The sequence below is a fragment of the Nisaea nitritireducens genome (assembly GCF_014904795.1).
GTDB lineage: Bacteria > Pseudomonadota > Alphaproteobacteria > Thalassobaculales > Thalassobaculaceae > Nisaea > Nisaea nitritireducens.
This window is the reverse complement of sequence record NZ_JACZFS010000031.1, coordinates 36,683-50,984: the sequence shown is the minus strand read 5'-3', so window position 1 is coordinate 50,984 and position 14,302 is coordinate 36,683. Positions and strand designations below refer to the sequence as shown.

The 14,302-nt window shown below is 63.4% G+C and carries 13 protein-coding genes; 5 read left to right on the top strand and 8 right to left on the bottom strand.

Features of this window, described 5'->3' with window-relative positions:
- Positions 1 to 4 precede the first annotated feature (4 nt).
- A complete protein-coding gene (cobA, locus tag IG629_RS10985; RefSeq protein WP_193171995.1) occupies positions 5 to 847 on the bottom strand; it encodes a uroporphyrinogen-III C-methyltransferase in 843 nt (280 codons plus the stop codon).
- 162 nt (positions 848 to 1,009) lie between these two features.
- On the opposite strand from cobA, the gene IG629_RS10980 reads away from it, so the two are divergent.
- The gene (locus IG629_RS10980) at positions 1,010 to 2,101 is read left to right on the top strand and encodes a cobalt-precorrin-5B (C(1))-methyltransferase (RefSeq protein ID WP_193171994.1); all 1,092 of its coding nucleotides are present in this window, start codon (positions 1,010 to 1,012) and stop codon (positions 2,099 to 2,101) included.
- Positions 2,102 to 2,104: 3 nt separating this feature from the next.
- Positions 2,105 to 2,860, top strand: a complete 756-nt coding sequence (locus IG629_RS10975) for a cobalt-precorrin-6A reductase (protein WP_193171993.1) — start codon at positions 2,105 to 2,107, stop codon at positions 2,858 to 2,860.
- 52 nt (positions 2,861 to 2,912) lie between these two features.
- Here IG629_RS10975 and IG629_RS10970 read toward each other — a convergent pair whose 3' ends face one another.
- From IG629_RS10970 to IG629_RS10940, 7 genes are read right to left on the bottom strand one after another with little or no spacing between them, the layout of a single operon-like run.
- Positions 2,913 to 3,878 (bottom strand): DMT family transporter, encoded by a 966-nt coding sequence (locus tag IG629_RS10970; protein ID WP_193171992.1) that lies wholly within the window; start codon positions 3,876 to 3,878, stop codon positions 2,913 to 2,915.
- A 39-nt stretch (positions 3,879 to 3,917) separates the two neighbouring features.
- A complete protein-coding gene (gene cobM, locus IG629_RS10965; RefSeq protein WP_193171991.1) occupies positions 3,918 to 4,682 on the bottom strand; it encodes a precorrin-4 C(11)-methyltransferase in 765 nt (254 codons plus the stop codon).
- Positions 4,679 to 6,475, bottom strand: a complete 1,797-nt coding sequence (gene cobJ, locus IG629_RS10960) for a precorrin-3B C(17)-methyltransferase (protein WP_193171990.1) — start codon at positions 6,473 to 6,475, stop codon at positions 4,679 to 4,681. Before cobJ ends, cobM begins: the two co-directional genes overlap by 4 nt.
- Entirely contained in the window at positions 6,472 to 7,191 is a 720-nt protein-coding gene (cobI, locus tag IG629_RS10955; protein WP_193171989.1) for a precorrin-2 C(20)-methyltransferase, read from the bottom strand. The genes cobJ and cobI overlap by 4 nt, the downstream gene beginning before the upstream one ends.
- A 4-nt stretch (positions 7,192 to 7,195) precedes the next feature.
- The gene (gene cbiE / locus IG629_RS10950) at positions 7,196 to 8,428 is read right to left on the bottom strand and encodes a precorrin-6y C5,15-methyltransferase (decarboxylating) subunit CbiE (RefSeq protein ID WP_193171988.1); all 1,233 of its coding nucleotides are present in this window, start codon (positions 8,426 to 8,428) and stop codon (positions 7,196 to 7,198) included.
- On the bottom strand, positions 8,425 to 9,078 hold the full coding sequence (locus IG629_RS10945) for a precorrin-8X methylmutase (RefSeq protein ID WP_193171987.1): 654 nt from the start codon (positions 9,076 to 9,078) through the stop codon (positions 8,425 to 8,427). The genes cbiE and IG629_RS10945 overlap by 4 nt, the downstream gene beginning before the upstream one ends.
- A 14-nt stretch (positions 9,079 to 9,092) precedes the next feature.
- Complete coding sequence (locus IG629_RS10940) at positions 9,093 to 10,187, bottom strand: sirohydrochlorin chelatase (protein ID WP_193171986.1); 1,095 nt, start codon at positions 10,185 to 10,187, stop codon at positions 9,093 to 9,095.
- A 321-nt stretch (positions 10,188 to 10,508) separates the two neighbouring features.
- Here IG629_RS10940 and IG629_RS10935 point away from each other — a divergent pair, with 321 nt between their 5' ends.
- The 3 genes from IG629_RS10935 to IG629_RS10925 are packed head-to-tail and all read left to right on the top strand — an operon-like array spanning position 10,509 to position 14,301.
- On the top strand, positions 10,509 to 12,062 hold the full coding sequence (locus tag IG629_RS10935; protein ID WP_193171985.1) for a PfkB family carbohydrate kinase: 1,554 nt from the start codon (positions 10,509 to 10,511) through the stop codon (positions 12,060 to 12,062).
- 15 nt (positions 12,063 to 12,077) lie between these two features.
- A complete protein-coding gene (locus tag IG629_RS10930) occupies positions 12,078 to 13,004 on the top strand; it encodes a Gfo/Idh/MocA family protein (RefSeq protein WP_193171984.1) in 927 nt (308 codons plus the stop codon).
- Positions 13,005 to 13,008: 4 nt separating this feature from the next.
- Positions 13,009 to 14,301 (top strand): UDP-glucose/GDP-mannose dehydrogenase family protein, encoded by a 1,293-nt coding sequence (locus IG629_RS10925; RefSeq protein ID WP_193171983.1) that lies wholly within the window; start codon positions 13,009 to 13,011, stop codon positions 14,299 to 14,301.
- Position 14,302 lies beyond the last annotated feature (1 nt).

The window sequence follows — 14,302 nt, the reverse complement described above, 5'->3', positions numbered from 1 at the left end:
ATGCTTATCCGGTCTGCTTCGTGTCGCTCTTGCCGAGACCAAGCGGGTCAGCCTGGAGCCTCTTGCCGGCGGCGGCACCGAGCCAGTCGAGCCCGGAGCGCAGCCGCACAATCTCGCCGATGGCGACAATGGCGGGCGGTTTCACGTCATGCAGTCGGATATCTTCCGCCGCGCGGCCAAGCGTGGTTTCCAGCACCTGCATGTCCGGCATGGAGGCATTGGTGACAAGTGCGACCGGCTCGTCCGCACTGCGCCCGGCGGCCATCAGCTTGTCCGCAATCGCGCCCAGATGCTTGATCGCCATGTAGAGAATCAGCGCCGGGCTGCCCTTGGCGACCGCATCCCAGTCGACCCCGGTGACATTGCCGGTGGCGTCGTGCCCGGTGATCATGGTGATGGCGTGATTGGTGTCCCGGTGGGTCAGCGGAATGCCGGCGAAGGCAAGCCCGCCGATCCCGGCCGTGATACCCGGGCAGATGCGGAACGGGATACCGGCCTGGACGAGAGACAGGGCCTCCTCGCCGCCGCGCCCGAACACAAACGGATCGCCGCCCTTGAGACGCAGCACACGCAGGTCCTGCTTGGCGAGCTGGATCAGCCGGAGGGTGATGTCGGCCTGTTTCGGCGACGGCTTGCCACCGCGCTTGCCGGCATATTCGCGCGGCGTGTCGGCGGGGGCGAGGGCCAGGATATCGTCGCTGACCAGCGCGTCATAGACGATCACGTCGGCGGCCTGCATGGCGGCATGAGCCTGCAGGGTCAGAAGCCCGGCATGGCCCGGCCCGGCACCAACCAGCCACACGCTGCCCGGCGCGAAATCAGCGGCGAAATCTGTCACGTTTGTCATGGCTCAGACCCTACTCCCGCGCCGGGGTGTTTTCCAGCGCGGCGGACGATGATGTTTCATTCTGAAAATACCGGCGGGCGAGACGATGATCTACTGCCTCTGCGTCCAGAAGCCGCGTGAATTCGACATGGATGCGCGGCGCCGGACCGGTTAAGAGATTTCATGGCAAGAAAACCGGACGGACCGCTGAGACGAGGCTGGACCACGGGCGCATGCGCGACGGCGGCGACCAAGGCCGCCTACACGGCGCTCTTGACGGGTGAGTTCCCTGATCCAGTTTCCATCACCTTGCCGAAAGGGGAGCAGCCGAACTTTGCATTGGCCCGCGAAGCGCTGGGCGATGAAGTGGCCAGTGCCGCCATCGTCAAGGATGCAGGCGACGATCCGGACGTGACGCACCTCGCGACCATCCTCTCCACGGTGCGGATTGGCGCCCCCGGCAGCGGTGTGGTGTTCAAGGCGGGCGAGGGCGTCGGCATGGTGACCCGCGAGGGGCTGCCGATCCCGCCGGGCGAGCCCGCGATCAACCCGGTGCCGCGCGAGCTGATGCGCGGCGTCGTGGCGGAGGTTGCCCGTGCCCACGGCGGCAGCGGAGATGTGGAAATCGAGATTTCCGTGCCGGGTGGCGAAGCGCTGGCGAAAAAGACCTGGAATCCGCGCCTCGGCATTGTCGGCGGGTTGTCGATTCTCGGTACCACCGGCGTGGTGATCCCGTTCTCCTGCTCTGCCTGGATACATTCCATTCATCGCGGCATCGACGTCGCTCGCGCCGGCGGATTCCCGCTGGTCGCGGCCTGCACCGGCTCGACCTCGGAGGCGGCGGTGGTCAGGCGGCACGGGCTGGACGAAACCGCCTTGCTGGACATGGGCGACTTCGTCGGCGGCATGCTGAAATACTTGCGCCGCCATCCGCTGCCGAAAGTGCTGATCGGCGGCGGTTTCGCCAAGCTGGCGAAACTGGCGCAGGGCCATATGGACCTGCATTCCGGCCGCAGCCAGGTGGATATGGACTGGCTGGCGGAACAGCTTGCAGCGGTGGGTGGTGATGCGGCTTTGGTTGCACGGGCAAAGGGCGGCAACACCGCGCTCGAGGTTCTGAATATGGCGCTGGAGGTCGGGTTGCCGCTGGGCGACCGGATTGGGGAGCTGGCTCGCGCTGAAGCGGCAGCAATGGTCGCGGGCACGGAAGTGGAAATCATCGTCGAGGTGTTCGACCGCAAGGGCAACCTGATCGGTGCGGCGGGAGAGGCCTGAGAAATGGCGCGCATTCTGGTGCTCGGCGGAACGGATCTCGCCAATGCATTCGTCACCGCACTCCGAGTGGCGCATCCGGACCTTGAAATCGTGCTGTCGCTGGCGGGGCGGACCCGCAACCCGAAACTGCCGGATTGCGTAATTCGCACCGGCGGCTTTGGCGGTACGGAGGGACTGGCAGCCTATCTCCGGGAAGAAGGCATCACAGCGCTGGTCGATGCAACCCATCCCTATGCAGCCCAGATCTCGGCCAATGCCGCGAAAGCGGCGTCTGAGACCGGAACGCCCTCCTTGCATCTGGTACGCCCAGCCTGGGAGCAGGCATCCGGTGATAATTGGCATCACGCACAGGACTACGAGGAAGCGGCAAGGCATCTGGATGCGCTGTCGCAAACCCATCCGCTGACGGTCTTCCTGACGGTGGGGCGGCAGGAGTTGAAGCCGTTTCACTCTCTGATGAACTGCACCCACGTCGCCCGCTCGGTCGAGCAACCGGACGCAGCGGAACTGCCTCCCGGGGCCCGGGTTGTGCTGGCGCGCGGACCGTTCAGGGAAGAGCACGAGATGGCGTTCCTGAAGGATAACGCGATCGATGTCATCGTCTCAAAGAACAGCGGTGGCACGGCCACATACGGCAAGATCCTCGCCGCCCGGTCGCTCCGCATGCCGGTGGTGATGGTTGCGCGCCCGCCCCTGCCGGAGGGGGAGATTGTCGGCTACGTGGAAAGCGCGCTCACCTGGGTGGAGAGAATTCTTTAATCGTCATCCCTGCGCACGCAGGGACCCAGGGATGGAGCGTATAGCCCTACGATCACCTAGGTCCCGGCTCTCTGGCCGGGATGACGCCTGGGGCTTTACTCCGTCCCGGTGCCGCGACGAGCAGGCCTGCCGCTGTGATCAGCACCATGCCGCACACCGTTAGAAGGTCCGGTTCCTCGGCAAAGAAGACGAAGCCCCAGAGCGCTGCGGAGACCAGATAGGCATAGTCAAACGTCGCGATGATCGATGGCGGTGCGATCTGGTAGGCCTTGGCTGTACCGGCGGAATAGAGCGCCATGAGCGCGCCGAGAAGCGCCATTACACCCCATTCCCGGACTCCCATGGCTCCCCAGTCGCCAAGCAGGAACGGCGCGCTTCCTTGTGTCCCTTCGTCGATGTTCGCGAGGGCGAGCAGTATCGTGAGGATCAGCCCGGTGATGAGGAACGCGCTGTTGAGAGTGAAGGAGAGTGTCAGAGGTGTTTCATCGCGGCACTTGCTCCGTGTCAGAATCATCGAGAGGGAATAGAGCAGGGCGGCCAGCAGGGGCAGGAGCGCGTACCAGGAAAAGGCATCAGTGCCCGGCCGGAGAATGGCGACGACACCGAGAAAACCAAGCAGGACACCGCCCCAGCGGCGCGGGGAGACTCTTTCGCCGATCAATGCGGCGGAGAGCAGGGCGGTGATGATCGGGTTTGTGTAGACGGCGACGGCGGCGACGGAGAGTTTGAGTTCCGGGAGCGAGGCGTAAAACGCGATCCAGGTGAGCACCAGCAAGGCGCTGCGCAGCCAGGTCCAGCGCGGCGTACGCGGCCGGAATCCGGCTTTCCTCACAAGCATCAGGGGCACCAGAATAGGAAGCGCCATGAGTGCGCGTGCGGCAAAAACCTGCCACAGAGTGAGCTCGGCACTGACCAGCTTCACCACCGCATCGGCGAAGGCCATAAACAGCACCGAGACGAGAATGCACGCGATGCCAAAAGCGATCTGGTCCGGCCGCGTATCGTCGCCCTGCTCCATGTCCTTCTGGTCCCCGTCCCCGCGCCGTCGTCTCGCGGTCTAGGCCTTAACCTCCGGCCGCAAAATATGCGTGTGCTCTGCGTCATAGAGCGCACTGTCCCGGAAATTCTCCTCACTCAAGACGCGGCCGACCATGATCAGCGCGGTGCGGGTGATCTTGGCCGCGCGGACCTTGCCGCGGATATCCGACAGAGTGCCGCGGATGATCTGCTGGTCCGGCCAGCTGGCACGGTAGATCACGGCGACCGGGCAGTCCGCACCGTAATGCGGTGTCAGCGCGCGTTCTATATGGCGCAGATTGCGGATCGAGAGATGGATGGCGAGGGTGGCTTTCGAGCGGCCGAGCTCTTCCAGCTCCTCGCCTTCCGGCATGGCGCTGGATTGCATGGTCGTCCGGGTCAGGATCAGCGTCTGGCTGATTTCCGGCAGGGTCAGCTCGGTTTCCAGCGCGGCCGCCGCCGCCGTATAGGCGGGCACACCGGGGATGATTTCGAACGGGATATTCAGGGCGCGCAGGCGGCGGATCTGTTCCGCGATGGCGCCATAGAGCGACGGATCGCCGGAATGCACCCGGGCGACATCGTGGCCCGCCGCATGGGCAGCCTCGATATCGCTCAGGATCTCGTCCAGAGTCATCGATGCCGTGTCGATCACCTTGGCACCTTCCGGCGCATGCGCGACGACGGCTTCGGGGACAAGCGATCCGGCATAGAGGCAGACCGGGCAGCGGGCGATCAGATCTCGGCCCTTGATGGTCAGCAGGTCCGGATCGCCGGGTCCAGCGCCGATGAAATAGACGGTCATTGTGCAGCCTCTGAGTTTTTGTCCGCGCGGATAGAGGTGCCGGCCTTACCGGCATAGCCGCGCGGGGTATAGACGTGTTTGCCGTCATACCGGGTCTCGCTGGACCCGACCATGACCAGCGTCAGCATGTCGACCTGATCGACCGAGAGATCCTTGAGGGTCGTCACGGTGATCTTCTCTTCCTCGCGGCCGAGCGAACGGCCAAGGATGACCGGAGTCTCCGGCGGCCGGTGCTGCAAGAGCACCTCGCGGGCATAGGCAAGTTGGGTCCGGCGGCGCATCGAGACCGGGTTGTAGAAAGAGATCACGAAATCCCCTTCGGCAGCCGCCTTCACCCTCTGCTGGATTGCTTCCCACGGGGTCAGCAGGTCGGAAAGGGAGATGGTGCAGAAATCATGGCCGAGCGGCGCGCCGATCCGGGCGGCGCAGGCCTGCAGGGCGGAGATGCCGGGCGTGACCCAGACATGCAGCCGCTCCCAGTCCTTCCGTCCGGCCTTATCCAGCAGCTCATAAACCAGCGTCGCCATGGCGTAGATGCCGATATCGCCGGAAGACACCAGCACGACCGACTTGCCTTTCGCTGCGAGATCGAGCGCATAGGCGGCACGTTTCTCTTCCTCACCGAGGGCAAAATCATGCCGCTCCTTGCCTGCCGCGAGCGGGCCGAGCAGGTCGATATAGAGGCCGTAGCCTACGATCACTTCGGCATCGCGGATGGCCGCATCTGCTTCCGGGGTGCGCCAGAAATCCGCACCGGGGCCGATCCCGACCAGGGCGAGTTGCCCGCGCGCGATGCCGGTGGAGGCCGTGTCGATCAGCGCGGGTGCTTCGGCGATGGCGCAGGTGGCCCGTTTCGATTTCCGCTTCGGTACGATCAGCGCCGCGTCCGGCCCGGCGGCGGTAAGGGCCGCACCTTCGCTGACGCCATGACAGCCAACTTCCCGGAACACCACGTCCGACGGTGTGGCGAGGCGCGGTGTTTCTTCTTCCAATCGGGCTGCGTCAAAGAACCGAACAGGGCGGCCAAGATGGGTGCCAAGAGCATGCACCGCCGCCTCGTCCATCTTGACGTCGATGGAATAGACGCTTGCAACCGCCTCGGGTGCGAGATTGTTTTCGGCCAACGTCTCTTCGACCAGACGGATCAGCTCGTCCGGCTCCGCATCCCGCTCGCAGCCGACGCCGAGGGCGAGGCGCTCCGGGTGATAGGTCAGGCTCTTTTGTGCGGCATCGGCGATTTCGATGGAGGCAGTGATCCGGTAATCGGCGGTATCGTTCCGCTTAATGTCCGCGTCAGCCAGCCAGTCCAGCGCCGGATCGATGGCGGCGCTCTCTCCGGCGAGCAGGGCTGCGGCGACACTCTTGTAATCGGCGCCGGGGGCGAGGTGCCATCCGGCGGGTGGATTGTCGAGCGCGACGCCCAGACTGAGGTCGCTCGCTGTGGTGATCGATGGGGCGATACCGAGTGCGGCTGCCGCTGTGCGCGCCAGATCGTTGGCGCCATGGTGTCCGCCCAGCAATGGCACGACAGCGGAGCCGTCCTCGGCGATGGCCAGCACTGGCGGTTCCGCTTCCTTGTCGGCCAGCAGCGGCGCCAGGATGCGGATCAATGCTCCGGCGGCCCCGACGAACAGAATAGGCGAGCCGATGGTGAACAGATCGCGCAAGTGCTCCGCGACTTCGGTGAAAACCCGGTCGGCGGGCGCGCTGCGGGCATGCAGCTCCATCTCCAGCGCCTTGGCGAGCTTTTCACCGACCTCGCGGCCGGAGGGGGACAGAACGACGATTGTCATAGGCGGCTTCCCTCGAGGAAGGCCTCACCGCGTTTATGCAGGAGGATCATGGAGAAATAGGGGGCGGCAGTGGCATCCACCTCGGCAAGCGGCAGGCAGCGCTGGCTGTCCATTGTCGCATGTTCGATATAGCGGGCATCGTCGAGCAGGCCGAGATCTGCCAGCAGGGTCCGGACGCGCTCAAGATGCCGGCCGACTTTCATGATCACGGCGCCGTCCGTGTTCTCCAGACGGGCGCGCAGGATATCGTCCGGCAGTGGGGCGGGCAAAACCGTCAGCACGTCATTGCGGGAGACCAGCGGGGCGCCGAGCACGGCGGCGGAGGCCATTAGGGAGGAGATGCCAGGCACCACCTCGGCCCGGTGTTTCGGCGCCAGCCGCTCGTAGAGATACATGAAGGAGCCGTAGAAGAACGGATCGCCCTCGCACAGCACGACGACATTCTGGCCCGCGTCGAGCGCTGCGCCTATGTGCAGGCTGGCTGTGTCATAGACCTGCGCCGCCGGGAACCGGGAGGTCACCATCGGCATGCGGATGGCGTATTCCGCGTGGCCTTCCGGGATGTGCGGCGCGGCGATCTCGCGCGCCAGACTGTCGCCATCCTCCGGCGCCGGATAGCAGATCAGATCCGCCGCCTGCAGCCGTTTCAGCGCCTTCAGCGTGATCAGGTCCGGGTCGCCTGGCCCGACGCCGATGCCTGTGAGCAAACCGGTCATGCCGCTATTCCGCCTTATCCGTTGTAGGCTTGGTGACGGCCCATTGGGTGACACTCATCAATGGCCGCCAGCCCTGATAGGGGCCGACTGGCTCCGCCCGGGAGACAGCGATACGGGAAAGCTGCCCGCCGAGGCGCGCTTGCGCCGCGAAGAGCACGGCTTCGCCTTCCAGAGTCACCACATTCGCGACCAGTTTTCCGCCCGGCTTCAGTGCGGACCAGCAGCTATCCAGCACATTCTCGCCAGTGATCCCGCCGCCGATGAAGATCGCATCCGGCGCTTTAAGCCCTGCCAGTGCCTCCGGCGCGCGGCCTTCCACGATCCTGAGAAACGGCACCCCGAGGGCGTCTGCATTGAGCCGGATGGTTTCAATACGTTCCGGATTGCTCTCGATGGCGACGGCTTTCGCCAGCGGGTCCATGCGCATCCATTCGATGGCAACGGAGCCGGAGCCCGCGCCGACATCCCAGAGCAACTGGCCCGGTCCTGGCCTCAGGGCGGAGAGTGTCGCTGCGCGGACCTCGCGCTTGGTGAGCTGACCGTCGTTTTCGTAGAGATCGTCATCGAGGCCCGGTGTGGAGCCCAGCGCGGCCGGTCTGTCCGGATGGCAGAGCGCCACGGCAATGGTGTTGAAGTCTGCACCGGGCGGGTGCGGCCAATCGGCCGCCGTGCCGTCGAGCCGACGTTCCGCATCACCGCCCATATGCTCGAACACACTCATGGTGCTGGCGCCGAACCCGGCACCGTTGAGATAGGCCGCAACCTGCCCCGGTGTTTCCCGGCTGTCGCTCAGCAGCATCAGTTTCAGGCCCGGCTGCAGGGCTGCGGCGAGCAGGGCAAGCGGGCGCCCATGCAGGGTCAGCGTGCGCACTTCGGAGAGCGGCCAGGCAAGGCGCGCGGCGACGAGGGAGAACGCGGACGGTCCCGGATGGATCGCCATTTCACTGGCCGGGAGATGCTTGGCGAGGGTGGCGCCGATGCCGAATTGCATCGGGTCGCCGGTCGCCAGCACCGCGACCGGGCGGCCGCGCATGGTGAGGATCGCTTCGACCAGTTTGCTGAGCGGGGAGGGCCATTCATGCCGTTCGCGTCTGTCGTCGGGCACCATTGCGAGATGCCGGGCGCCGCCGATCAGCACCTCGGCACTGTCGACCAGTGCGTGCGCGGTGGGGGTGAGGCCGTCCAGCCCGTCTTCGCCGATGCCGATCACACGTAGCCAGGGGGTCTCAGACATCATCGGGCGAGGCCCTTCCCGGCGAGGATCGCCAGTGCATTCACCGCCGCCGCCGCCATGGCACTGCCGCCGCGTCTGTCCGGCAGGGTGAGGAAGGGCGGCAGACCGGCGGTTGCCGCCAGTGCCTGTTTCGATTCCGCTGCGCCGACAAAGCCGACCGGAAAGCCGAGAATGACGGCCGGGCGCGGGCCTCCCGCAAGAATGCTCTCCATCAGCCGGAACAGCGCCGTCGGTGCATTGCCGATGGAGACCACCGCACCGTCAAGGTGCTCCTGCCAGAGTGTTACCTGGGCGGCGGAGAGTGTCGTTCCTTCGGCCTTCGTCAGATCGGACAGGCGCGGATCGCGGATCAGGCTGATCACCTCGTTCCCGGCCGGCAGCAATTTCGGTGTCACGCCATGAGCGACCATGGCCGCGTCGCAGATGATCGGCGCTCCCGAGGCAAGTGCCGTCCGCCCAGCCGCGACCGCACCGGTCGAGAAAACCAGATCGGGCGCGATCTCCGGCATACCGCAGGCATGCACAAGGCGCACCGCGACCTCGGCCTCGTCGGCGTCGAACCGGGAAAGATCGGTCTCCGTCCGGACAATCTCGAAGGATCGCCGGTAGATGGCGGCGGGATCTTTCTCATATTCGAAAGTTGGCGCGGTCATGACGGCTGGCCGGATCAGGAATCGGTCAGCGTGCGCGGGCCAAGCGGATGGTCCGCATGGGGATAGGGGTGATGATGATGGTCATGCCCGTGTCCGTGATCATGTCCATGGCTGTGATCGTGCCCGTGGTCATGGGATTGTCCGTGCTTGTGATCGTGATCATGGTGGTGATGACCATGTCCATGATCATGATCGTGGCTATGGCCATCGCTGTCGTTGATGCCCTCGACATGGTGGTGATGGCTTTCCTGCGGCAGGCCGACCTCGTCCTCGAAGCCGAGCACCTGCTGGCGGTATTTGCACATCTGGCAGTTCATGTTGCCGGTACCGTCAGTGATCTCCCGGACTCGGTCGAGGAAGGTCTCGATCACCAGCGGGTGGTCGTTCAGATACGGGGCCTTGACGAACTCGATCTCGGGATGCCGGGCCGCGACCTTGTCGACGTAATCGTAGATCCGGGTGATCAGAATGCCGGTGAAGAGAAAATAGGGGAACACAACGATACGCTTGTAGCCGAGCTTGGCGGCATGCTCGAGGGCCGGTTCGACCAGCGGGAAGGTGACGCCGGAGTAAGCTGTCTCACCCCAGCCGAAGCCCATGCCTTCCCAGAGCAGCCGCATCACCTTGGACACGTTCGAATTGGCGTCGGGATCCGACGCGCCACGGCCGACCACGACCAGCATGGTCTCGTGCCTTGAGATGTTATCGCCTGCCGCTTGCAGGGCTTCCTCGACGCGGGCCGAGGCGGCTCTGATCATCTTCACATCGATGCCGAGCTCGCGGCCGTAATGGATATTCATGCCGTCCGACTGGGCCTGATAGGTATTCAGCACGGACGGGATATCGTTCTTGGCGTGACCAGCGGCGAACAGCATGCCCGGCACCGCCAGTACGTCCGTCACACCCTGTTCTTTCAAAGCATCAAGCCCGGTGCGGATGATCGGCGTGGCGAATTCCAGATAGCCGTAATCCACCGGCATGTCCGGCATCTGTTCCTTGATCCGGACGGCGAGTTTCGCGAACTCGTCCACGGCGGCCTGATCGCGGCTGCCATGCCCGCAGACCATCACGCCCAGTTTTCCGGTGATTTTTTTATCTGAAATGCTCATCTCATCCCCCACCGCCGCGTGCACGGGGGCGCGGGAATACTGCCATCCCGGCCACGAGCCGCCGCGGATATCCTTGCTGGATCTATCCGGCCCCGGACGCTCCGGGGCGCCCGTCACGTCAGTGTCCCGAGCCGAAGTGTTCTGGATAGAGGGTAGGGCGGACCGGGGCAAGTCCGGATCGGACCAATTGCGTCGCCACTGCGACCTCTGCTTCCGTGATGTCATCGCTTTGCCCCCTGATCCCGATGAGGGTATCGTGGGCGATTACAAGAGCTTCTTTCCCGGAGGCGGGGCGGCTCGGATGATCAGGAAAGCTTTTTAATGAGTGCCGAATTCACCGACCGCTACAAGCACAAGATCAAGACAGCTGCCGAGATTGCCGAGATTGTCGGCAGCTTCCCGCGCCGTAAGAAGGTGATCATGTGCCACGGGGTGTTCGATGTGGTGCATCCGGGGCATCTGCGTCACCTGGGGTTTGCAAAGAGCAAAGCCAAGATTCTGATCGCGAGCCTGACCGCTGACCGGCATATCGCGAAGGGCGTTTATCGCCCGCACGTACCGGAACAGCTTCGAGCACTTAATCTCGCGGCGTTTGAAATGGTCGACTATGTCGTGATCGACCAGAACGCCAAACCGCTCGACAATTTGCTCGCAATCCAGCCGGATTTTTTCGCCAAGGGTTATGAATATACGGCGCAAGGTCTGCCGCCAAAGACGCAGGAAGAGCTGGACACCGTTCAATCCTACGGTGGCGAGGTGATCTTCACGCCTGGAGATATCGTCTATTCGTCGTCCAGACTGATCGACCTCGAAGCACCGCAGATCCCGATGGAAAAGCTTCTGACCCTGATGGGCCAGGAAGATTTCGGGTTTGAAGATCTCTCTTCCACTCTAAGCTCGATGGCCGGGCAAAAGGTCCATGTGATCGGCGATACGATCGTCGACAGTTATACGGAAACATCGCTGATCGGCGGCCAGACCAAGACGCCGACGATCAGCGTGTCGTACCAGGGCAGGCGCGATTATATCGGCGGTGCGGCGATCGTTGCGAAGCATCTGGCTGCTGCCGGTGCCGAGGTGACTTTCTCCACTGTTCTTGGGGATGACGAATACAAGGATTTTGTCATCGCGGATCTGGAAGCTGCAGGGATCAGACTGAAGCCGATCATCGACCCGACGCGACCGACAACCAACAAGAACGCCATCGTGGCCGGTGGATACCGGCTGCTGAAAATCGACACGCTCGACAATTCCAGCATCTCCGATGACATCCGCGTCCGGCTGATCAAGCAGATCAGGGCGACGAAAGAAGGCGCGGTCGTGTTCGGCGATTTCCGTCACGGCATTTTCAACCGCCGCACCATCCCGTCTTTGACCGAGGCGATACAGCCCGGCCTGTTCAAGGTTGCTGACAGCCAGGTCGCAAGCCGCTGGGGTAATATCACCGAGTTCAAGGGCTTCGATCTGATCACCCCGAACGAACGGGAAGCACGGTTCAGTATCGCGGATCAGGATTCGGGTATTCGCCCGCTTGCCTCCCGGATTTACGATGAGGCGGAATGCCAAACATTGATTCTGAAGCTGGGGGATCGAGGCGTTCTGACTTGCCGGAACGCGGATCATGAAGCGCTCGATTCCTTCTTTGTCGTCGACAGTTTCGCTGATCGGGTGGAAGACGCTGTCGGGGCGGGCGATGCTCTGCTCGCCTATGCGACCCTTGCCATGATGACGCGGGGTAGCGCGCCGATCGCAACGATCCTAGGGTCATTTGCGGCAGCCATAGAGTGCGAGCAGGACGGCAACATTCCGGTCACCCCTGCGGATGTGTTGAAGAAAATATCCGCCGTCGAGCGACGCGCCAGATTCGAGAGTTAGGACGGAGTTTTGTCCATGCGTGCCCTTGTCGTTGGCCTCGGTGTTCAGGGCCATAAGAGACGCCGTGTTGCGGGAGCCGATTGCGTCGGGACCGTGGATCCTTTTCATGACGAAGCCGGGTTCCGGACCCTCGAAAGCGTCCCGCTGGACAATTACGATGCAGCGCTGGTCTGCACGCCGGACGAGCCCAAGTTCGAGTTGCTGAAATACTTGCTCGGTAACGGCAAGCATGTGCTGGTGGAAAAGCCGCTCTGGTTTTCCGATGAAGCCGAGATGGATGTACTTGGAGGGCTGGCCGCTTCTTCAGGTGCGGTTTGCTACACTGCCTATAATCATCGTTTCGAGCCGCATTTTGTCCGTATGCGCGAGCTGATCTCGTCCGGCACTCTGGGTCAAATTTATCGCTGCCGGATGTTTTACGGAAACGGCACGGCACGGCTTGTGCGCGACTCTGCCTGGCGGGACACGGGCGCGGGCGTGTTGCCCGATCTGGGTAGCCACCTGCTCGACACGGTGCGGTTCTGGTTCGGCGATATCGTCGACGATTTTCGGATCGTCTCGGCCGATTGTTTCGAGAATGCGGCGCCGGATCATGTGGTCGTCGCCTCGGACGGGGCCGGCCCCCGGATCGAGCTTGAGATGTCCCTGCTGTCCTGGCGGAACCACTTTACCTGCGATGTATTTGCCGAACACGGCACGGCCCATATCGAATCGCTCTGCAAATGGGGGCCATCCCGATTCGTGCATCGCCGCCGCGTGCTGCCAAGTGGCAGGCCACCGGAAGAGGCCGTGACGCTGGTTCAGGACGATCCGACCTGGGAAGCCGAATATGCCCACTTCAAAGCGCTTTGCTCGGGCGAAGGAGTATCCAATCTCGAAAATGACCGCTGGCTCTATCGTGCGCTGGGGCGCCTGTCCGCGACAATTCAGGGAGTTGCGTGAGTAAATGCCGAATGGTGTGAGAAAGCCCGTGATCGGATTTGCCGGGATGACTCATCTGGGCCTGAACTCGGCTGTCGCCGTGGCTGATCTTGGCTTTGAGGTAATCGGGTTCGCTGAAACTGAGGAAGAGGTAACTCGGCTCGATCGGGAAGAACTTCCTGTGGTGGAACCTGATCTGCCGGAGATGCTGTCCGCGAATAGGGAGCGGCTGACCTTCACCGCTCAGACTGCGGATCTCGGTCGGGCCGATATTGTCTATATCTCGGTCGATGTGCCGACGGATGACGGGGGGCAATCCGATCTGAGCCGGGTACAGGCACTATTGGACCAGATCATCCCCGCGCTTGGGCCCGATGCCTTACTGGTCATTCTGTGCCAGGTGCCGCCGGGTTTCACACGCGCGCTGGATTTCCCGAAGGATCGTCTGTTCTACCAGGTCGAGACACTGGTCTTCGGCCGGGCCATCGAGCGGGCACGGTATCCCGAGCGGTATATCGTCGGCTGTGCCGATGCGGCTGTGCCGCTGCCGGAAGCCTATACGGCACTGCTCGGCGCATTTGAGTGCCCGATCCTGCCGATGCGCTACGAGAGTGCGGAGCTGGCGAAGATCTCGATCAACTGCTGCCTTGTCGCCTCGGTCTCGACGGCGAACACGCTGGCGGAGTTGTGCGAGCGGATCGGTGCGGACTGGTCCGAGATTGTCCCGGCACTGAAGCTCGACCGGCGGATCGGCCAATACTCCTATCTCACGCCGGGCCTCGGCCTATCCGGCGGCAATCTGGAGCGGGATCTCGCGACCGTTATACGCTTTGCCGAAGCCAAGCAGACAGATGCTGGCGTGGTCGAGGCCTGGGTATCGAACAGCAAGTGGCGCAAGGACTGGCCATACAGAACGTACCGGGATCTTATCCGGCCGATGCTGGGCGACAATCCACGGCTCGCGGTTCTGGGGCTCGCCTACAAGGAAAACACCCACTCCCTGAAGAATGCACCGTCCTTGGTGCTGCTCGAAAATCTCGGCGGCGATGCCGGGATCGTCGTGTATGACCCGGTGGTGAAAGCTGGTGTGCTCCCCGATCTGAACCATTGCGAAAATGCTCTGGAGGCTTGCCGGGATGCCGATGTGCTGTTCCTGACGACGCCGTGGCCGGAACTCCGGGAGCTGGATGTCAGCCGCCTTGCGGAGGTGATGCGGGGGCGTGCTGTGGTCGATCCATACGGTCTGCTCGACAGCGCAGCAATGCGCGAGGCCGGTTTCGCACATTTCGTACTCGGCCGATCATTGGGGACTGACTGAC